The sequence below is a fragment of the Dendronalium sp. ChiSLP03b genome (genome assembly GCF_034531165.2).
Taxonomy (GTDB): Bacteria; Cyanobacteriota; Cyanobacteriia; order Cyanobacteriales; family Nostocaceae; genus Dendronalium; species Dendronalium minutum.
In genome coordinates this window covers 1-20,524 of sequence record NZ_JAVRBR020000082.1, presented here as the reverse complement: position 1 = coordinate 20,524, position 20,524 = coordinate 1, and the positions used below count along the sequence as shown (strand labels likewise).

Genomic DNA, 20,524 nt, shown 5'->3' with positions numbered 1-20,524 from the left:
GTTTTGTTCCTAAAACCCTGGTTTTAGGGTGTAAGGGTGTGGGGGTGTAAGGGTGTAGGGGTAGAAGAAATGATGATTAGAGCGTTAGTTTTATAGTCATTACTCATTGCTTGATTAAAAACCTACACTTGTGAGCAGGGGAGCAGAGAGGCAGGGGAGCAGGGGGGCGAGGGAGCAGAGGGGCGGAATATCAACGTTTCATTAACCAAGGTAAGGGATTGGTAATTATGCTTACTAAACCACCTAGGATTCGATTATAGGTTCCATAGAGTTCTTGACCTGATTCAAGATCCAGATAGTTGCACTTAACAGCAAACTCAATCCAAGTCTGAGTTTCAGCAGCTTCTGCTTGTCTACGACACGCTTCGCGAACACAGTCGTTGAGTTTAGCCACAAAAGCTGCCTCATATCGGCGCTTTCTCCATGCTTCTGCCAAATTTGCACAAACAGAACGTGACGATCGACGAATCTGATCCGTTAATGAATATCGCTCCTCAAGGGGAAACTTTTTAGAGAGTTCAAAAATTTTCATGGCTGCATCAAACGCCATTTGGTATACTTCAAGGTCTTTATGATTTTTGATCGGTTCTCTTTGCATCTGTTCTCCACCTCTGCCCCTCTGCCCCCCTGCCCCTCTGCCCTCTGCCCCTACTCCCGCCATTCACCAAGCAAGGTAAAGCCCGCCCAGAAATAGGGGTTACGCCACTGCTCCTGCTGCGAGAGTTGGATTTGTGCAGATCGCAAGGCGGCGGCGGGAGATTTACCCTGTTGCAACATTTGGCTGTAGAATTGCTGCATCAACGAGGATGTGGCTTCATCGTCTACGTTCCACAAAGACACTACAACTCTGGCTGCACCCGCATACATTAATCCTCTTGTCAACCCTACTAGTCCTTCTCCTTTGACTTCTTTACCCAACCCTGTTTTACAGGCACTCAGCACCACTAACTCTGCTGGAAAGTTGAGATTGAAGATATCATCCAGGCGCAAAAACCCTCTTTGGGGCTGACCTTGTTTATCTATCAGAGAAAGTACTATTCCCGATAATTCCGGCTCTTTGCTGTTGACTAAGCCGTGGGTAGCAAAATGAATTATGCGGTATTGGCTAAGTTGTTTGCTAGTTGCCCAGTTGTAATTAGCGTCAAAATCCAAAGCTTGCAATCTTTCTGAGGGCGGCACAAGTTTGAGAATCTCTTGTGCTTCTGTGCGAGTGCCTTTGAGTCTTTCAACATTGCTACGGTTGATTTCGCCAGCAGACCGATTTAGGGCAGACGCTTGTAATTGTAGGTTGGGGTCGTTGAGAATATTTGAGGGTTTGGCAGATACCCGTTCATCTGAAGTACTAAATACTGGGTCGGCGAGAATAGCTAGATTTTTCGGTGCTTTGGCACGCCCTTTGAGTTCTTTTCTGAGAATGGCAATGGTGGAAGCGGAAGGCAAACTGATAATTTCATGGTTGACTACTAATGGTTGATACTTTGACGCTGCCGATTTTCCTGATGTTAATGCCGCAAAGGGAATGTATTGCAAAGCATCATCGCCGACAACTACTAAGCGTTTTTGCCCCAACTTGTCAGCCACAGGTGCGAGGATTAGTTTACTCAGATCGTCAGCAGCTCGAGCGATTTCTTCTGGTGATAATCCCTGAATTCCGGGGTTTTTTAAGTAGTTGTTGTAGAAGTTTTTCGCTACTTTTTCTATCTGTTCGCGTCCAGGGAGTTGATAACTGTTGAGAGAATTAGGCGTGATTAACCAAAGATAGCTGCGTTTTTCACCCAAAGAATACTCTAACAGTAAGGTATCTTTATCTAGTTGTTGCTGAATTTGAGGCAAGGTAATGGGATTGGGATACTTGAGTGCAGCATACTCAGGATTTTGAGCGCGGATTTTTGTCTTGAGTTGTTCTTGTTGGTCGAGGAGATTTGTCAGTTCTGCTGTCAGCGTTGTTAGTTGCTGCGGAGTATTATTTTGATTGGATAGCTCGGAGAGTTTTTTCTCTTTGGCAGCAATTTGCCATTGTAAACGGTTTTCTTGTGTCAAAAGTTTCGGGTCAACATCTTTTTTGATATCTACGTTAGCTTCGGTTAATAGTTCTACTAAACCCCTGGCGCGGGAGCGTTCGCTGGCTTGCAATGCTAAAGCAGCGTATCCTTGCGATGGGTTTTGCTTGTGCAACTGCATCAACAGGTCAATGTAAAACTCGTAATACTTCTGCACGGTGGCAAAGTAAGAAGTACGCAGTTCCTGACTGGTAACTTTGCTACGCGTATCCTCAACGATTTTGATTGTGGATTCGATTTGAGTACGAGCGGCTTGAAGATTGCCCCGATCGCGTTCGGTAAGTGCAATATAGTATAGTGTGTCGGCTTCACTCGTGCGATCGCCCAAAGTTCGCAAAAGTGTTAATTGTTGATTGTAAGTGGCGATCGCTTGTTGCGGCTGCTTTAATGCATTGTAAGAGTTGCCGATGTTGCCTAAAACCTTAGCCTCTGCATTTCGACGCTTTAATTTCCGCCACCCAGCTACTGCTTGAGTGGAGAAATCCAAAGCTTTTTGATAATCGCCCGATGCTTGATATATCCTACCCAACAAAGCCAAGGCTGAAGCTTCTATAAAGCCGCTTTTTTGTTGGCGTGACAATGTCAGCACCCGATTGGCATTCTCCAGCGCTTTGGGATAATCTTTCAATGACTCATCAACTCTAATAACGCCTGTGAGTGTGGCAAATTCCTGAAAAACAGCTCCTTGTTCGCGCCACAATGTCAGTGCTTGGTTGTAATAATCCAGCGCTTTGGGATAATCTTCGGCTAGTCGGTAAACGCTGCCTATGTTGTCGAGGGTTTGGGCTTGCGAACTGCGATCGCCTATCTGCTTAAATATTTCTAGTGCTTGGTTGTAAGTTTCCACACTTAAGTTATAGTCGCCCAAGAAACTGTAAACTAAAGCCATACCCTGGAGCGTACCAGCTTCTATACTGCGATCGCCAACTTGACGGCTGAGTTCTAGTGCTTGGTTATATGAGTTGAGTGCTTGCTGATAATCGCCGAATGATTGATAAATTGCCGCGATGTTACCAAGGGTAAAAGCTTCCCTAGTACGATTGCGATCGCTACGTTGAATCACTAGTGCTTGGTTCAACGCATCAAGGGCTTTTTGCTTTTCACCCAAGGAGTCGTAGACAAGGCTAATTTGGTTGAGAATTTCAGCTTCTCCATTGCGATTACCTGCCTTTTGAAAGAGCGATCGCGTTTGATTATAGTATTCTATTGCCTTCTGAGATTCACCTAACGCATTATAAGTACCAGCAATTACCGAGAGAGTAGAGGCTTGCTGACCAAAGTTTAATGCCAAAGCCGCGCCAGACAAATTGTTTTGGGCTTGCTGTTGTACTTGTAGTGCTTGGTTTAAAGAGTTCAGTGCCTTTTGATTGTCACCCACTGAGAAGTAGACTGCACCGATGATGGTCAAGGTTTCGCCTTGTCCAGCGAGTTCCTTTCTGGCACGCTGAATTTCCAATGCTTGATTTAAAGAGTTCAACGCCTTTTGAGGTTCGCCTAAACCCGCGTAGATTCTACCGATTGTGTAGAGGGTGTCAGCTTGTCCTTGCAGATCCTTCTGGGCAACTTGGATTGCCAGCCCTTGATTGTAGAAGTCAAGTGCTTTTTTTGCCTCGCTTAACTGAAAGTAAACTTTCCCAATAGCAATCAGTGTGTTTGCTGCTAAATTGCGATCGCCGATTTCTTGCCAAATTTTCAGTGCTGCTGCATATTTGGCGATCGCTTGTTGCTGAGATTCTGCCGTGCCTTGTTCGTAAAGTTTCTGCGCTTCTTGCAACAGTTGTTGTCCTTGCACGCGTTTAGCATTTTGTGGCGTTGTTGTTTGTTGGGCAATCTGCAATGGTATGATTCTCGATGTTGCCCCCACTGCATCAGACAGTAAAACTACGCTAAGTAATACGGTTAAACTGCAACGAGTAAAATAACGTGGAAAGCGCTCTAAGATAAACGTAGACTTTAATTTATGCATTTTGAGCTTTCAAGTAATATTGACGCAGACAAGAATCCTGCCAATAAGTAGAAGGCAGGAGGCAGGAGGCAGGAGGCACAAGGAAAGAAAAGTTTTTCATCTGTCCTGGTGTACGCAGTTCATGACGGCTACTTAGTCAATTATTTAGTTTTACTCAGAGAAATTGCTGAAAATTTATTGTTACTTTACGAGTGGTTTTGCCAACTCAGTTGAGTTGCGATCGCATTGCAAAAGAAGCTGTCGTTAGATCGCTAAGTTCTGTCGTTAGATCGTTAAGTTCCATCGTTAGCAGGACTTACGCAGCTATGATTGTCATTGCGAGCGGAACGCAGTGCAGCGAAGCAATCTCGTCAGGATCGGGATTGCTTCGCTTCGCTCGCAATGACGAAAATACGTTACCTTTGCATAAGTCTTGGTTAGGATAGAAGTTTCTGTCGTTAAGAACTCTGTTAAGAGGTTGTTTGAAAAGTGGTTAGCTGTGATTTTAGGCACTTGTCGATCCCCCCTAGCCCCCCTTAAAAAGGGGGAAAGCTTCTTAAAGTCCCCCTTTTTAAGGGGGATTTAGGGGGATCTAAAACGTTTTGCTACCAACAAAAGAACTTTTCAAACATCCTCTAAGACTAGTGTAAAGGTTTTACTCACCTACTACCCCCATACGGTTTAGTTAAGAGATTTGATGTCATGCTATAACGCTTATGAAAAGTTAAAAATCTTTTTTCTAGAAACTATTTATCAGAAATTATCAAGTGAAATAATGGGGGGCATCCCAAATGTGTAAAAACATATTTTGTCATTGCGTTGGCGGAACGCCAAGGGCGAACACCATGCCACGTTTCATTCACAATGACAATCTATCATCTTGGTAAATTTGCAAAATTGGGATGCTCCCAAATAATGTGGTAATGTTTAATAACAAAACGTTTCTTATTCTATTCACCCAATTGTTTCCAAGTCTCTCTATACATGTGAGCAATCAATCTTAAATTTAATAATTATTAACAAATTTTTTAACCAGACCGTAACACCAAAAGCATAAAAACTGGTATTATTGGAAATATTTACAACTCCCAAAAGTGAGAATTTCTCTACTTTTTCCGCTAAAATAATTAATCTAGAAAGTATTTAAGAAGATAGAGGTAATATATCTTTCTTGGCAGATACAATATTTTACTGAGACAATAACACCGTAATCAAGATTGACTTTAGTCAGCTTGAGAGCTATGAATTTTTCTTAGTCATTCGTCGGGTGTCAAGTTCTCTTTTCGATGATTAAAGACAGAACGCTCGAGCTGTTATCTTTTGCAGACCATGACATCTAGGCGACCTTCCAAAAAATCTCGCTCTAATTCTACTCCTGCTAAAACATCCGATGCGGAACAGCAAGAAAATCAGAATCAATTATTTCCTATTGTTGGCATGGGAGCCTCTGCGGGTGGATTGGAAGCGTTTGCAGAATTGCTGAGCCATTTACCAACCGATACTGGCATGGCATTTGTGCTGATTCAGCACTTGAGTCCCGATAAAAAAAGTTTATTGGCTGAGATTCTTTCTCGAAGTACCGAGATGCCTGTAAGAGAAGTGCGTGATGGCATGTCTGTGGAACCGAATCATGTGTACGTGATACCGCCCAATACAACGATGACCATTTCTCAAGGGATACTGAAACTGAGACCGCGCGATAAGGTGTATGGGTTATCTAAAACAGTCGATGCTTTCTTTATTTCGTTAGCAGAAGATCGGGGAAATAAAGCAATTGGTGTTGTGCTGTCGGGGGGCGATGCAGATGGCACGCGCGGACTGGAAACAATTAAGGGAGTTGGCGGTATTACTTTTGCCCAATGTGAGGAATCTGCAAGAGTCAATAGTATGCCGAACACTGCTGTGGCTTCAGGTCATGTAGATTTTATTATGAACCCGCAAGCGATTGCACAGGAGTTGACTAAGATTAGCCGTCATCCTTACGTTAGCTCCCCGATTGCGAGTAAATCGGCTGAGCCATCGCCTGAAGGCGAAGAAGCACTCCTTGTCATCTTCAGTTTGCTGCGAGCTAGCACGAAGGTGGACTTTAATCACTACAAGCAGACAACTTTAAAGCGGCGGATTTTGCGGCGGATGGTTTTATACCAGCTAGAAAGGCTGGAGGATTATCTGCGTTATCTTCAAGACAATCCTGCCGAAATGATTGCGTTGTATCAGGATATACTAATTTCTGTCACCAGTTTTTTTCGCGATCCCGAAGCTTTTGAAGTTTTAAAGAACAAAGTATTTCCTGTAATTGCCAAGGATAGAACGCCGCAGTCGCCCATCCGCATCTGGGTGACGGGTTGTTCGACGGGAGAGGAAGCTTATTCTATTGCCATTTGCTTGCTGGAGTATGTGACAAATCAGGGAATCAACCCATCAATCCAAATTTTTGCCACAGATATCAATGAAGTGGCTATTGAAAAAGCCCGTCTTGGCATTTACAAGCCCAGCCAAGTAGCAGATATTTCTCCAGAACGTCTACAGCGCTTCTTTGTCCAAGTAGAAAGTGGTTACCAGATTAGCAAATCAGTACGCGAGTTGTGTGTCTTTGCTAGGCAAAACCTCATCAGCGATCCCCCATTTTCCAGACTGGATTTGATTACTTGTCGAAATGTACTGATTTATTTAGGAGTCGCTGTCCAGAAGAAGCTCATACCAATCTTTCATTATGGTTTAAAGTTAACGGGCTTTTTGATGTTAGGCACTTCGGAGACAGTGGGTGAGTTCTCGGACTTGTTTTCTGTGGTGGACAAGAAGTACAAGATTTATGCTCGGAAAGTGGCATCTGCTCAGATAGGTATCGATCTGCCTGCCAGCAACTATCTTGTAGAAACTGCAAACCCTCGGTTCACAGCCGGCGAGCATTATTGGAACGACCTGGACATACAGAAACAAGCTGACAGCATCGTCTTGAGTAAATATGCTCCGGTCGGTGTTGTTGTCAACAACAATCTAGAGATTTTGCAATTTAGGGGGCAGACTGCTCCCTATCTACAACCTTCACCTGGAAGGGCAAGCTTTAACCTGCTAAAGATGGTAAAGGAAGATTTGCGGCTAGAGCTACGTACCGCCATCCACCAAGCAAAAAACCAGGAAATGCCGATAAGTAAAGAAAGCTTACAAATTAGAGAGAACGATCGCATCAGACAAGTAAAAATTGATGTGATTCCGTTCAAACCCACCGCAGCACAAGAATCTTACTTTTTAATTTTGTTTGAGGATACACTTTTATTATTGTCCCCTGCTTTAGAGGCTGACGATCGCAACGTCAGAGGTACGCGGCGCAAGCCAACTGCTAACGAACAGGAGAATACCCAACTCAAACAAGAACTAGCAACCACTCAAGATTATCTTCGATCGATCATTGAGGAGCAGCAAGCCAACAATCAAGACTTGAGAGCTGCCAACGAAGAAATCCTCTCAAGTAACGAAGAGTTGCAAAGTACCAATGAGGAACTAGAAACCGCCAAAGAAGAAATTCAAGCAACCAATGAAGAACTAAACACAATCAACGACGAACTCCAGCGGCGGAATATCGAATCAACTCAGGTCAGCAACGATTTGCAAAATTTGCTCAGCAGTATTAACATTCCTATTCTGATGCTGGGAGGCGATTTGCGAATCCGGCGTTTTACACCGCTAGCAGAATTAATTTTCAACTTGATTCCTACGGATGTAGGACGACCGTTGAGTGATATCAACCACAATCTAAATGTTCCTGACTTAGAGCAACAGATATTAGATGTAATTAATACTCTTAACTTAAAAACTCAGGAGGTTCAAGACCAGGACGGTTATTGGTACGATATGCGAATTCGACCCTATAGAACAATAGACAATAAAATTGACGGTGCTGTAGTAGTATTGGTTGATATAGACGGACTCAAACGCGGTGCAGAGCAGCTGAGAGCCTCTCGTGATTATGCCGAAGCAACCGTGGACACCGTGCGAGAATCTCTAGTAGTGCTGAATACAAATTTACGGGTGGTTTCTGCCAATCGGTCTTTTTACGAGACATTCCAAGTTTTGCCAAGCGAAACTCAACAGCGCCTTATCTTTGAAATCGGCAATGGACAGTGGAATATTCCCCAATTGCGATCGCTCCTAGAAAGCATTCTCCCCAGCGATACCCCATTTCAAGACCTTGAGGTTGAGCATGATTTCGAGCATGGGCAAAAAACCGTGCGGTTTAATGCCCGAAAAATGCCTCAAATCGACAATACGCCAATGATTCTTTTAGTAATTGAAGACATCACCCAGCGCAAGCAGTTGGAGGCAGAACGCACTCAGTTGTTGACTCAAGAACAGTCAGCTCGCGCCGCCGCTGAGACAGCCAACCGCGCCAAAGATGAGTTCTTATCAGTTCTCTCTCACGAACTGCGGAACCCACTTAATTCTCTGCTGGGGTGGGCAAATTTACTGCGAAACCAGCAGCTTGATGAAGCTAGAACTCAGCAGGCGTTGGAAGCTATTGAGCGCAGTGCCAAAACGCAAGCCCAGTTGATTGCGGATCTCTTAGATATCTCACGTATTAGCTCAGGCAGACTCCGTTTAGATGCCCAGTTGATTGAACTGGCTTTTGTAATTGAGGCTGCGATCGAGGTCGTCAGCCTATCAGCAGAAGCTAAAAACATTCAAATTGAATCCAGGCTGGAGCCTGCAACGAAAAGGATATTAGGCGATCCGATCCGCTTACAGCAAGTGATTTGGAATTTACTCTCTAACGCCATTAAATTCACCCCAGTGGGAGGCAGAATTGAAGTCACATTAGAGTACCTTGATTTTCAAGCTCAAATTCAAGTCAGTGACACAGGTCAGGGTATCAATGTTGACTTTCTACCTTATCTTTTTGAACGCTTCCGTCAGGCCGATGGCACCAGAACGCGCTCAAATCCGGGACTGGGACTAGGACTTTCGATTGTTCGTCATTTAGTAGAACTCCACGGCGGTACAGTTAATGCCGAGAGCCAAGGTGAGGGACAAGGGGCAACGTTTACCGTCAGGCTACCGCTGCAAACTAATCCGCAAGGGGGTTCTTTGCCAAGTACGGAAGAGGCGATCGTCTCAATAGAAGAGTCGAAAGTGTCATTAGATACCATTTTATCGCTTGAGGGCGTGCGGGTGCTGGTCGTAGATGACGAAACAGATATCCGTGATTTATTTACAACAGTGCTTGAAGCCTATGGAGGTGAAGTCACGACTGTTGCATCTGCCAGCGAGGCACTCTCAACTTTGATGGCAAACCCTGGCGGGTACGATGTGTTGTTGTCTGATATCGGGATGCCGGAAGCAGACGGTTTTATGCTGATCCGTCAAGTAAGGATGCTGAGTCCCGAAATTGGGGGACAAATTCCAGCCGCAGCGTTGACTGCATATACTGGAGACATGGAGCAAACGGAAGCTCTGACAGCAGGTTTCCAAATGCATATCGCTAAACCCGTCGAACCCGATCAATTGGTATTTGTAGTCGCTTCCTTAGCCGGAAAAATCAGAAATACTTGAAAGCTGACTAACCAAGGTTGATAGGATAAGTAAAAGCTAAAGATTGTTGCCACAGTTAAAGTTCTTGTGTGACATGACTACTCTCCAAGTGTCTTCCCTAACTGCGATCGCCCACCAAACCCGCCAAGCTGCAAGTAAGCTGGCAATTGTGTCTACTGAGGCGAAAAATCAAGCCATTGAAGCGATCGCCCAAGCTTTAGAATCGGCCAGAAGTGAAATTTTACAGGCAAATGTTGCTGATTGTGAAGCTGCGGCTGCCCAAGGAATTCCCAAACCACTTTATAAGCGTTTGCAGTTGGACGAACATAAATTAAGAGATGCGATCGCTGGGGTACGAGATGTGGGTAAGTTAGCCGATCCAGTTGGTAAAGTCCAAATTCACCGCGAACTCGATACTGGCTTAATTTTGAAGCGAATTACTTGCCCTTTGGGTGTTTTGGGGATTATTTTTGAAGCACGTCCAGAGGCGGCAATTCAAATTGTCTCTTTAGCTATCAAGTCAGGGAATGGGGTAATTCTCAAAGGTGGTAAAGAAGCTGTGCGTTCTTGTGAAGCCATAGTCAAGGCAATTAAGCAAGGATTATCTCAAACTGCTGTTAACCCTAATGCGGTACAGTTATTGACAACTAGAGAAGAGACTTTAGAACTTTTGAAGTTAGATAAATATGTAGATTTAATTATTCCTAGAGGTTCTAATTCGTTTGTCCGGTTTGTGCAGGAAAATACCCGCATTCCGGTACTAGGTCATGCTGATGGAATTTGTCATCTTTACATAGATAAAGCCGCTGATATTGCCAAAGCAGTTACGATTACAGTTGATGCTAAAGCGCAATATCCTGCTGTTTGTAATGCCATTGAAACTTTGCTAGTTCATCAGTCAATTGCCGCAGAATTTTTACCAAAAGCAGCCGAGGCTTTAGCAGAACGCCATGTAGAATTAAGAGGCGATGAACGTACTCTAGCAATTTTGCCTGATATTGCAGCTGCAACAGAAATAGACTGGGAAACAGAATACAGCGATTTTATTTTATCAATTAAGATTGTGGATTCTCTAGAAGATGCGATCGCCCATATTAACGAATATGGTTCTCGTCATACTGATGCGATTATCTCTGAAGATTCTCCGGCTGTGGAAACTTTCTTTGGACTGGTAAATTCAGCTAATATATTTCACAACTGTTCTACCCGCTTTGCCGATGGTTTCCGCTACGGTTTTGGTGCAGAAGTCGGAATTAGTACTCAACAAATGCCTCCTCGCGGCCCAGTCGGTTTAGAAGGATTGGTGACATATAAATATCAAATGACTGGTGATGGTCATATCGTAGCCACATACACAGGGGCAAATGCTAAGTCCTTTACTCATCAAGATTTAGCGTAAAGAATTCTGACTTTTTATGGGGATGGTTAGCAATCCCCATAAAAAATTAGTTGCCAAGCCGAGTTACCAAAATAAATCTGAGCGTAATCAATAGCAAGAGATTTGTCTAGGTTGAAAACAAGTTGTTTGCATCAAGTTCAAGATTTTTTAGCACCAAACCACTTATCATAAAGCGATTGATAAGTGCCATTTTCTTTTAGTTTCAGCAAGGCGCGATTGATGGGTTTGCGGTAGGAACTGTCATTGGGCAAAACAATACCGTAGTTTTCTTCACGGAAGATACTGCCCACGACCTCTACCTGACCTTGACCTTGATTAGCAGCATAGAACAAAAGTACAGGAGCGTCAAATACTACAGCATCAGCTTTTTTTGTTTCTAAAGCATCATAAGCCTGCTCAATTTTGGCGACTTCTAAGACTGAAATTTTGCGTTCTTTGAGGTATGTTGCAGCTGTGCTACCAGCTGTTGAAGCCACTAATTTGCCGGGTAGATCGTTTACACTTTTGATATCTCCTTGTAGCTGTTGCACAGTCAGGGAGGTGGTAGCGGCAGCTGTAAAGTACGCGACGAAAATAACTCCAATAAACATCCAAATAATAGCTAACACTCTGCCAATTACTCCTTTGGGCATTTCATCAGCTTGGGTAGCTAAGGTAGCAGCTGCCCACCAACAGGCTTTGAAAATCCCAGGAAAATAGGATTTGGAAATCATGCCTTCTTTGTGATGGCGCTCAGATAACCAAATGATGTGAGCGGCTACGACAATTAGTAGCATCGCCAGACCTATTACTTGCAAGAGTGCAGCAGAGAAAAATAATTGCAAAATATTAGGCGGGCCACTACTATTTAGTGTTGGATTGCGTACCAGAATCTGTAAGCCTCCAGCAAACATGGGTAAAGAAAAATCGAATTGCTGCTCGCGTTCGGCAGTAATTGAGATGGCTGCAATGCCTGCGTTAACTTTACCGCTCTTAACACCTGAGAGCAAATCAGCTACATTTGGATACTCCACAAATTTAGAATCTACACCTATGTCGCTGGCGATGCTGCGCCAAAGATCGATACTGAATCCCGATAGTTCACCATTGTCTGCAAATACAAAGGGTGGAATAGCTCTGGTTGCTACTATTAATGATTGTTTAGCATCAGGCGTTTGGGACTGCGCTGGATGGACTACCAACAGTAACACTAGGAGTCCGCATACCAGTCCCAACCAGATATGCGGTTTTGGGAAATATTTCATCTTCCTAGCAGCTAGAAATTGGTGAAGTTTCCTGGCGATCGCATTTATCATAAATATTTTCTGGGGATTATATGCAATATCTATCATTCCCAACTCATGACAAATATTACATAGCCCCCATTAAAACCAGAATGAAACCTGCACCAATTAAGCAAACACTAAATTTAATTTATACCAATGCTTTAAGTAAAGCCTGAAGTTTGAGTTGCACTTCTGCAAACTCTCGATCGGGATCGGAACCAGCAACAATACCAGCACCAGCATACAATCTCGCGCGATCGCCATCTATCAGTGCTGAACGAATGCCGACAATAAACTCGCAATTACCGTGGGAATCTATCCAACCGAGAGGCGCAGCATATAAACCCCTTTCAAAGCTTTCATAACGACGAATTTCCGCACAGGCAATATCTCTAGCTGCACCAGCAACCGCTGGTGTAGGATGCAGTTGTGAGACAATCTTCAAAGGATGTACATTAGCAGGAACTATGGCGTTAATTGGTGTCCATAAATGCTGAATATTTGATAATTGTCTCAGACGTGGTGCTAATACCTGGGGTAATAAACCTAACTGAGATAGACGCTGAGTAATGAAATCAATTACTAGCAAATGTTCGTGCCTTTCTTTTTCACTTTCAAGCAAGCGATTGGCATTAGCCGCATCTTCCGCAGGTGTTTTTCCTCGCGGTGCAGAACCAGCTAACGCATCAGTGATTAACTGTTGGCTATGAATACTAATTAATCGTTCTGGACTAGCTCCTATAAAGCTTTGTCCTTTACCATTGCTTGTAGAAAAAATATAACAATTAGGATGTATTTGTCGGAGATTATCTAAGGATTTAAATAAGTTAAAATTATTGCTAGATTTTACATCTAATGCATCTGCCAAAACAATCTTACTTAAATGGTTAGATTTAATTTTTTCTAGGGCAGATACAACTGAACGTTTAAATTGTGTAGAATTGGTGACAGGTTTTTTGCTAAAATTTGCTGTCAAATCAAACTTTGAAGGATAATATTCTAAAGAATCGAGAAGCTTGAGTTTGCTTTGCAAGTTTTGCACTATCTTTTGCACATTTACCCTAGCATTAATAATTATATTATTTACTAATATACACTGCTGATTTTTCACTGCTATTTGCCAACGTGGAAGAAAAATGGTGGCAGATGGAAATGGGTAATTTGTTTGGGTATTTTGATGAAAAAAGCTGAAGTAACAAAAAAAGTGAGAACCAGCAAAAGGTTGGTTTGTGTTACCAAAGTTAATTATATTTTTTAGACAAGATTTGATAAAATATTCAGCTTGAGTAAAACGCTCTTCCCCATCAATTTGTAATTTTGCTACAGCATCAATGGCTGCGATCGCTTCTTCTTTGCCTTTGTTCTCAAAGTAAAAATTTATTTCATTTGCTTGCGTAAGTCGATCTAATACAACTAGGGGGTCTATCCAGTCAATATCCAACGAAATACTCACAATTTGCCTACAATCATTTTTGAGGCAATTTTCCTGAACGGATAACAGAAATTGATATAAGTCTTTGTGTTTGACAAAGAAGTTGCTGCGACATGGTGAAACTGTCATGGATCTAGCAATAGTAAACTTTTTTTAAGTTAGCTTCCTAAAGTGTAATTAAACATGGTCGTATTTCTACAGGTAACATATTCAGTTGCCATTTCACCAGAGTATGGATTGCTTTGTTTGTGGTGTTCCTAGACGCTGACAAGCCATACTCAGTTTTGGGTTGCAACCAAACAGTGAGTGTTACTAAACGGAGGTTAACCAGCTGAAAACAGTGCTGAGAATGTCTAAAAACTACTTTCAACAAGCACACAAGGTTTGAGGCAAGCAAATTTATTCGTTTATTAAAGAAAAATGAGACTTTTTCCTTACTCAATCCTATGACTCAAGCTGGAGTATACTACGTCAGCATTCAGTATGAAGGAATTAGGGTAATGGTTCTTGTAATTTAATTAATCAAGACTGATGACACAAGCGCAGATTTCACGTCCTAAAATTAAATTATGGATGGCGGCAATTAAACCGCCGATGTACAGCGTTGCTATTATGCCTATTTGGGTAGGAACAGCGGTAGCTTTCGCCCAGACAAAAGTTTTTAATGTTGCAGTATTTTCTACTTTTGTAGCTGCGGCAATTTTAATTCTGGCGTGGGAAAATATTAGCAATGATGTCTTTGATTCAGAAACAGGAATCGATCAAAATAAACATCATTCTCTGGTGAACTTGACTGGCAATAAGCCATTAATGTTTTGGTTAGGAAATTTGTGTTTAATCGGGGGTTTGTTGGGAATATTAGCGATCGCTATTTGGCAACAAGACCCAACTGTCATCGGGCTAATTCTGTTGTGTTGTGGTTTAGGCTACCTTTATCAAGGGCCTCCCTTTCGCCTAGGATACCAAGGTTTGGGTGAGATTATTTGCTTTTTTGCCTTTGGCCCCTTAGCAGTGGCGGCAGCATATTATAGCCAAACCCAAAATTGGTCAATGACGAGTTTAGCAGCCTCGCTAATTGTGGGAATTGCCACAAGTTTAATTTTGTTTTGTTCGCACTTTCATCAGGTTAAGGATGACATAGCCGCAGGCAAGCGATCGCCTATCGTCCGTCTGGGTACAGCAAAAGGTTCTCAACTCCTCAACTGGTTTACAGGCAGTATTTATCCCCTCACCTTGCTGTTTGTGTTATGGGGAATTTTCCCAGTATGGACGTTGCTGAGTTGGCTGAGTTTACCTTATGCCTTCAAGTTATGCCGCCACGTCCAGCAAAATCATCATCAGCCGGACAAAGTTAGTAATTGTAAATTCATCGCTGTAAAAGTGCATTTTTGGAGTTGTTTATTGTTCGGCTTGGGATTCATGTTTTAGTCAATAGCAAAACACAAACAACTGACTCTTGTACAGACGCGATTAATCGCGTCTCTACGACAACTAACAACTGACAAATCTAATGAGTTAGCTTGATTTTCGCGTAGTGAGTTACAAATTTAAATTTCGTCCTTATCGGCGTAGGTTTGTGCGATCGCTAGCTACCAGTCACGGTATCTGGGATATCCGCGACGGAATTATTCTTAGCCTTGGTGATGAAACAGGTATCGGTTGGGGAGAAATTGCCCCTATTAGTTGGTTTGGTTCTGAAACTCTAGAACAAGCCTTAGATTTTTGTCGCCAACTCCCTGAAGAAATCACAGCCGAGACAATTTTCTCCATTCCAGATGAGTTAAGCGCTTGTCAATTTGGCTTTGAGTCAGCGCTAGAGGGATTGGGGAACTCGGGGCCCCCTCTGGGGATAAGGGGCAATGGGGACTGGGGACTGGGGAATAGCAAGAGTAATTTTATAACTCCTAACTCTTGTACAGACGCAATTAATCCTAACTTTTGTACAGACGCGATTAATCGCGTCTCTACTCCTAATTCTTCACTCCTACCCTACAGTGGCTTATTACCAGCTGGTGAGGCGGTGTTAGAACAATGGCAAACGCTATGGCAGCAGGGATATCGCACGTTTAAATGGAAAATTGGTGTAGATGCGATCGCGCATGAACTGAAAATTTTTGATTTACTAACCCACGCCTTACCAGCTTCTGCCAAACTGCGATTAGATGCAAACGGTGGACTCAGCTATGAGGAAGCTAACTTATGGTTGTGGACTTGCGATAATCTCAGGGCAAATAAAAACTTATTCCTGGAAATTGAATTTATCGAACAACCGCTACCTGTTGAGCAATTGCAGGGAATGTTGGAATTGAATATGTGTTATGCAACTCGAATAGCTTTAGATGAATCTGTTGCCACACTCAAGCAACTCGAATGCTGTTTCCAACAAGGTTGGCGAGATATTTTTGTGATTAAACCTGGGATAGTAGGTTCACCATCCCGTCTGCGGCAGTTTTGCCAACAACACAAAATTGATGCTGTCTTTTCATCCGTCTTTGAAACTGCCATTGGCAGACAAGCCGCAATCCAACTAGCAGCGGAATTATCCCAACACAATAGGGCTGTTGGTTTCGGCATCAACCATTTTTTTGAACAAGAAGGAGCCTGGCTGCAAAGTCTATGGAACAACCTTTAGACTATCTCAAAAATTGTGTTCAGAATGATTGGCTAATCGGTTGCAACAGCCACCAATTTCAGGAACTTACCCAAGAATTATATTTAGAACTAAAGCAATTATTAGCAGGTGGAACACCACCAAAAATCATCTTAGCTGAACGCGAACCAGAGAGATTTTTAGCAGGTTTCATCGCCGCTTGTGCTGCTAATTGTGCAGTTTTTTTGTGCAACCCCGACTGGGGAAAACAAGAATGGCAACAAGTATTTGATTTAGTACAGCCAGACATAATTTGGGGGCTGGGGATAGGGGAGCAGGGGAAGCAGGGGGAGAAAACACTCCCTTATCCTCACTCTTGTACAGACGCGATTAATCACGTCTCTGCTCTTAACTCAGCACTCATCATGATTCCCACTGGTGGTTCATCGGGTCAAATTAAATTTGCCATGCACACTTGGGAAACTCTCATGGCATCTGTACGAGGATTTACAGAATATTTTCAGCAAAAGCAAGTCAATTCTTTTTGTGTGTTGCCGCTGTATCACGTTAGCGGTTTAATGCAATTTATGCGTTCTTTTACTACTGGTGGTCAACTAGCTATTTTGCCATTCAAAACAGTAGAATCTGGACAAATATATAATCTTAATTACTCAGCGTTTTTCATATCTTTAGTCCCAACTCAGTTACAACGTCTTTTACAAAATCCACAATTAATTGAGTGGCTAGCCCAATTTGCAACTGTACTTTTAGGGGGTGCGCCAGCTTGGCACGAACTCCTAGAAAATGCTAGATTTCATCGTATCCGGTTAGCACCAACCTATGGGATGACAGAAACCGCTTCCCAAATTGCCACCCTCAAACCTGATGATTTTCTCAATGGTAAAATTAACAGCGGTCAAATTCTTCCTCATGCCCAGATAAAGATTTGCAATCAACAAGGAGAGGTTTCGGATTCAAATCAAATAGGTAATATTACTATTGAAACTAAATCTTTAGCTCTTGGCTACTATCCTCAAACTTGGGAAAATCAGGATTATTTTCAAGTAGATGATTTAGGCTTTTTAGACGAACAAGGTTACTTAAATATTGTCGGACGTAGGAGTGAAAAAATTATCACAGGCGGGGAAAATATTTACCCAGTAGAAATTGAATCAGCAATCCGAGAAACTCAAATGATTGCTGATATTTGTGTGATTGGCGTACCAGATAAATATTGGGGACAAGCTTTAACAGCCCTTTATGTTCCCAAAAACTCAAATACTCCAACAACTGAAATTCAAACCATACTCAAAGACAAACTCTGCAAATTCAAAATTCCCAAACACTGGATTCCTCTGCCAAGCTTACCCCGCAACTCCCAAGGTAAAATCAACCGCCAACAACTACAGCAAATAGCAGCAGAATTCTTACTCAGCCCTAACGACTAGAAGTCGCGGCTACACAAACGTAGACGGGCTAGCAGTTTCCCGAAAGGTAGTCCGCCTTCGCGGACTGCTAGGACTTATGTAAAAATAAATGTACCCAATGTAACAAAGATGTTAACAGTAATAAGAAATTTTTAGATAATTTATGCAATGCAAGTCAATGCATTAACAAGGCCGCCTACGCATTCACAATGCAAGTCGATGCATTAACAAGGCCGTCCTCGTATTCACAATGCAAGTCAATGCATTAACAAGGCCGCCTCCGCATTCATAATGCAAGTCGATGCATTAATAAGTCCGCCGCCGCATTCACAATGCAGGACATACACTACTGGCGCGGCTATTGCTTGACCATCTGTAGAATGACAACAGGTCTGATACCTGCTTGTTCTGTACTCACAACTGGATTTAGCTCGCACAGAACTACATCTCCTCGTGTAATTTCTACCACTGAATTTCTCCACGAGCCAAGCGATTCTCATAATCTTCTAAGTTAGACAAGTAGTCAGCAAAGTCTGACTCAACCAGTTCCAAAGATTCATGAGACTGAAGCCATGATGAAGAATCTTTACTGCTAGATTTCCAAACAAGGAAGTCTATAAAATCATTGACCTCTTGAACCAGAGATTCTGGAAGAAGGCGAATTTTGGCAATGGTTTCATCGTGTGTTGTCATGATGTACGCTGACTGGGATTTTCTTTCTAGGATACTCTTTGCCAACACAGCCAGTCATTTTGATAGACTTTTACTAACAAAAGTAGTTTGCGAACTGTAAAATTATGCTTGAATCAGTCCAGTACGTTACCAACCATCAAGGCGAGCGAGTTGGTGTACTGTTAGATTTAGAAACATACAATCAGCTAACAAATACATCAGTAGATGCTGAGATATTAACTGGTTTAAGCCAAGATGAACTGACAGCTTTGGCAGAAACTATGTTGTCTCCTAAAGCTCAGGCTCAATTAGATGATTTGCTAGCTCAGAATGCTGAACGGCAATTATCAGATGATGAAACTGCCACTCTAGACCGTTTAATAGCACAAGTTGACCAGCTAAATATTCTTAAAACCAGAGCTAGGTACACCTTAAATACACTCAAAGGAACATCAAAAGTAGCGTGAGTGTTTACATTCCTGTTGAATTACAACGAGACATTCGTAATCATTTTAAAGATTGTTGTGCTTACTGCTATACTGCTGAATCCCTGACTGGTAGTACTTTTGAGTTTGAGCATATCGTTCCTCGTTCAGCTAATGGAGAAACTCTGTTTGAAAATCTCTGCTTGGCTTGCCCATCTTGTAACCGTTATAAAGCATCCCGTCAAACAGCGCTCGATCCAATAACGCAACAAGAAGTCAAATTATTTCATCCACATCAGCAATTGTGGTCTGAGCATTTTACTTGGAATGAAGATGCTACAGAAATTATAGGAATTACACCTGTTGGTAGAGCAACGATTTCTGCTTTGAAAATGAACCGTCCACAATTGACTCGTGTGCGTAAAATGTGGGTGAAGATGAGTGAACATCCTTCCAAGATTTGAACAATAGACAGATGAGCTTACCTTTTCCTGACACATCCTTCTACTTCCTTGCGATACTTTAACTGCGGATCGCCTACTGGTGCTTTTGCTAAACGAATTGTATAACCTTCCCGAACGGCAAAGATTTCCGGTTTCATTGCTGGTTTTGCTTCTTGCACTTTGCGCTTGGCATATTTATGCAGTTCATCTACTGTAATTACACCATTGTTGTCAGTGTCAGCAGCCCCCGTTTCAATACCTTCAATCAAATAGCGGGTGTAAACTCCCCCTCCCGAATCTTCAAATGATTGTTGTGTAGCTGTTGAGGAGGTTAACACAGCTCTGCCTTCACCACCTAATTGTTGAGCAATTTCATCATTAATACTCAAAGAAACAAGTTTTTTTGCACTCATGCTTTCAGCAAATGCTCCGCTAAAGCAGCAGTCAAGAATTAACACCTGTCGCTTCGATTTACTGCGGCTCATGTAACGTTCATGGATAAACTTGGCATCTACTGCTGTTGCAATTCTCGGTAAACCTTGGGGATTGATTTGGGTGTTGTGGGTAACAAAAAATAGATTTCCGTCTTCATGTCTGTAGCCATGTCCAGAAAAATAGAGCATTACTATGTCATCTTTTTGACATCTCTCAATGAACAACTGCTCAATTTCTGACTGCATGGTGGTGGAATCAGGATTAAGCAAAAATTTGACTTCATAAAACCCGCCTACCTCTGGGTTCTGTAAAACACGCTGCATTGCTTCGATATCTTTAACAACACCAAGTAACGGATTTATCTCTTGAGATTGATATTCACTAACCCCAATCAGCAATGCATACTTCGCCATTTTACTTGCTTGTTTCCGTTAAAACAGTCAAACTTGCTTAATTGTATATTTTAGACGGTATCAAAATATAAAAGCGATCGCCCCTTTTTACTACTCTCAAATTTACGTGCGATCGCATTATCAAATTAATATTTAAAACCTACTGATCTTTTCCTTTTTTTTCATCTAGTGCTTTCTGGATTGCTTGACGGCAAAATTCAGGAGGGTCGTCTAGTGCTTTCACCTCTTCCTTCATCTTTTCGGTGACACGAAAACTAAGGGTCGTTGTTAATTGCTCTTCTCTATTAGATTTAATTGGTTCTAAGTTTTCAGGAGTTCCTTTCGGATTAGGCATTGTAGAGAAATATAAATTAACGTGAGTTCGACGGGACTAAAAAACGGCAGGAGGCAGTGCAGGCAAATCGTTTGGGTAAATGTCAATTGAGGGTTTTTTGGGCAGATAGGTGTAAGCAGCCAAACCAGCCATCAAGTTGACCAAAAAGTTAAATACAC

General features: G+C 42.4%; 15 protein-coding genes. 7 read left to right on the top strand and 8 right to left on the bottom strand.

Annotated features, from left to right (window positions below; all coding sequences use genetic code 11):
* Nucleotides 1–190: 190 nt before the first annotated feature.
* Nucleotides 191–598, bottom strand: a complete 408-nt coding sequence (locus tag RMY31_RS19890; RefSeq protein ID WP_322660701.1) for a four helix bundle protein — start codon at nt 596–598, stop codon at nt 191–193.
* A gap of 50 nt (nt 599–648) precedes the next feature.
* Complete coding sequence (locus RMY31_RS19885; RefSeq protein ID WP_322660697.1) at nt 649–4,026, bottom strand: tetratricopeptide repeat protein; 3,378 nt, start codon at nt 4,024–4,026, stop codon at nt 649–651.
* Nucleotides 4,027–5,334: 1,308 nt separating this feature from the next.
* Here RMY31_RS19885 and RMY31_RS19880 point away from each other — a divergent pair.
* Nucleotides 5,335–9,552, top strand: coding sequence for a chemotaxis protein CheB (locus RMY31_RS19880; protein WP_322660695.1), 4,218 nt, complete (start codon nt 5,335–5,337; stop codon nt 9,550–9,552).
* 73 nt (nt 9,553–9,625) lie between these two features.
* Nucleotides 9,626–10,930, top strand: coding sequence for a glutamate-5-semialdehyde dehydrogenase (locus RMY31_RS19875; protein WP_322660693.1), 1,305 nt, complete (start codon nt 9,626–9,628; stop codon nt 10,928–10,930).
* Nucleotides 10,931–11,067: 137 nt separating this feature from the next.
* Here RMY31_RS19875 and RMY31_RS19870 read toward each other — a convergent pair whose 3' ends face one another.
* A complete protein-coding gene (locus tag RMY31_RS19870) occupies nt 11,068–12,225 on the bottom strand; it encodes a transporter substrate-binding domain-containing protein (protein ID WP_322660787.1) in 1,158 nt (385 codons plus the stop codon).
* Between the two features lie 118 nt (nt 12,226–12,343).
* Entirely contained in the window at nt 12,344–13,756 is a 1,413-nt protein-coding gene (locus tag RMY31_RS19865; protein ID WP_322660691.1) for an isochorismate synthase MenF, read from the bottom strand.
* A gap of 402 nt (nt 13,757–14,158) precedes the next feature.
* On the opposite strand from RMY31_RS19865, the gene menA reads away from it, so the two are divergent.
* The 3 genes from menA to RMY31_RS19850 all read left to right on the top strand — a co-directional run bounded on the left by menA (nt 14,159) and on the right by RMY31_RS19850 (nt 17,665).
* Complete coding sequence (gene menA / locus RMY31_RS19860; RefSeq protein ID WP_322660689.1) at nt 14,159–15,055, top strand: 2-carboxy-1,4-naphthoquinone phytyltransferase; 897 nt, start codon at nt 14,159–14,161, stop codon at nt 15,053–15,055.
* 106 nt (nt 15,056–15,161) lie between these two features.
* Nucleotides 15,162–16,259 carry an o-succinylbenzoate synthase gene (locus RMY31_RS19855; RefSeq protein WP_322660687.1) on the top strand — a complete coding sequence of 366 codons (1,098 nt, stop codon included), beginning with the start codon at nt 15,162–15,164 and terminating at the stop codon, nt 16,257–16,259.
* The gene (locus tag RMY31_RS19850) at nt 16,244–17,665 is read left to right on the top strand and encodes a 2-succinylbenzoate--CoA ligase (protein WP_322660685.1); all 1,422 of its coding nucleotides are present in this window, start codon (nt 16,244–16,246) and stop codon (nt 17,663–17,665) included. The genes RMY31_RS19855 and RMY31_RS19850 overlap by 16 nt, the downstream gene beginning before the upstream one ends.
* Before the next feature lie 337 nt (nt 17,666–18,002).
* On the opposite strand, the gene RMY31_RS19845 is transcribed toward RMY31_RS19850, so the two are convergent.
* Nucleotides 18,003–18,113, bottom strand: a complete 111-nt coding sequence (locus RMY31_RS19845) for a type II toxin-antitoxin system PemK/MazF family toxin (RefSeq protein ID WP_322660683.1) — start codon at nt 18,111–18,113, stop codon at nt 18,003–18,005.
* The gene (locus RMY31_RS19840; protein WP_322660681.1) at nt 18,107–18,337 is read right to left on the bottom strand and encodes a DUF2281 domain-containing protein; all 231 of its coding nucleotides are present in this window, start codon (nt 18,335–18,337) and stop codon (nt 18,107–18,109) included. The genes RMY31_RS19845 and RMY31_RS19840 overlap by 7 nt, the downstream gene beginning before the upstream one ends.
* 104 nt (nt 18,338–18,441) lie before the next feature.
* Between RMY31_RS19840 and RMY31_RS19835 the strand changes: the two genes are divergently transcribed.
* Together RMY31_RS19835 and RMY31_RS19830 are read left to right on the top strand one after the other, a co-directional pair.
* Nucleotides 18,442–18,783, top strand: coding sequence for a hypothetical protein (locus RMY31_RS19835; RefSeq protein ID WP_322660679.1), 342 nt, complete (start codon nt 18,442–18,444; stop codon nt 18,781–18,783).
* Nucleotides 18,780–19,205 (top strand): HNH endonuclease signature motif containing protein, encoded by a 426-nt coding sequence (locus RMY31_RS19830; protein WP_322660677.1) that lies wholly within the window; start codon nt 18,780–18,782, stop codon nt 19,203–19,205. The genes RMY31_RS19835 and RMY31_RS19830 overlap by 4 nt, the downstream gene beginning before the upstream one ends.
* Before the next feature lie 17 nt (nt 19,206–19,222).
* On the opposite strand, the gene RMY31_RS19825 is transcribed toward RMY31_RS19830, so the two are convergent.
* Together RMY31_RS19825 and RMY31_RS19820 are read right to left on the bottom strand one after the other, a co-directional pair.
* Nucleotides 19,223–20,032, bottom strand: a complete 810-nt coding sequence (locus tag RMY31_RS19825) for a caspase domain-containing protein (RefSeq protein WP_409878106.1) — start codon at nt 20,030–20,032, stop codon at nt 19,223–19,225.
* A 139-nt stretch (nt 20,033–20,171) separates the two neighbouring features.
* Nucleotides 20,172–20,366, bottom strand: a complete 195-nt coding sequence (locus tag RMY31_RS19820) for a hypothetical protein (protein ID WP_322660672.1) — start codon at nt 20,364–20,366, stop codon at nt 20,172–20,174.
* Between the last annotated feature and the right edge of the window lie 158 nt (nt 20,367–20,524).

Excerpts from the sequence above, each read along its gene's own strand:
- RMY31_RS19890 (WP_322660701.1), bottom strand. The coding sequence starts at position 598 with ATGCAAAGAGAACCGATCAAAAATCATAAAGACCTTGAAGTATACCAA.
- RMY31_RS19885 (WP_322660697.1), bottom strand. The coding sequence starts at position 4,026 with ATGCATAAATTAAAGTCTACGTTTATCTTAGAGCGCTTTCCACGTTAT.
- RMY31_RS19880 (WP_322660695.1), top strand. The coding sequence starts at position 5,335 with ATGACATCTAGGCGACCTTCCAAAAAATCTCGCTCTAATTCTACTCCT.
- RMY31_RS19875 (WP_322660693.1), top strand. The coding sequence starts at position 9,626 with ATGACTACTCTCCAAGTGTCTTCCCTAACTGCGATCGCCCACCAAACC.
- RMY31_RS19870 (WP_322660787.1), bottom strand. The coding sequence starts at position 12,225 with ATGATAAATGCGATCGCCAGGAAACTTCACCAATTTCTAGCTGCTAGG.
- RMY31_RS19865 (WP_322660691.1), bottom strand. The coding sequence starts at position 13,756 with ATGACAGTTTCACCATGTCGCAGCAACTTCTTTGTCAAACACAAAGAC.
- menA (WP_322660689.1), top strand. The coding sequence starts at position 14,159 with ATGACACAAGCGCAGATTTCACGTCCTAAAATTAAATTATGGATGGCG.
- RMY31_RS19850 (WP_322660685.1), top strand. The coding sequence starts at position 16,244 with ATGGAACAACCTTTAGACTATCTCAAAAATTGTGTTCAGAATGATTGG.
- RMY31_RS19840 (WP_322660681.1), bottom strand. The coding sequence starts at position 18,337 with ATGACAACACACGATGAAACCATTGCCAAAATTCGCCTTCTTCCAGAA.
- RMY31_RS19835 (WP_322660679.1), top strand. The coding sequence starts at position 18,442 with ATGCTTGAATCAGTCCAGTACGTTACCAACCATCAAGGCGAGCGAGTT.
- RMY31_RS19825 (WP_409878106.1), bottom strand. The coding sequence starts at position 20,032 with ATGGCGAAGTATGCATTGCTGATTGGGGTTAGTGAATATCAATCTCAA.
- RMY31_RS19820 (WP_322660672.1), bottom strand. The coding sequence starts at position 20,366 with ATGCCTAATCCGAAAGGAACTCCTGAAAACTTAGAACCAATTAAATCT.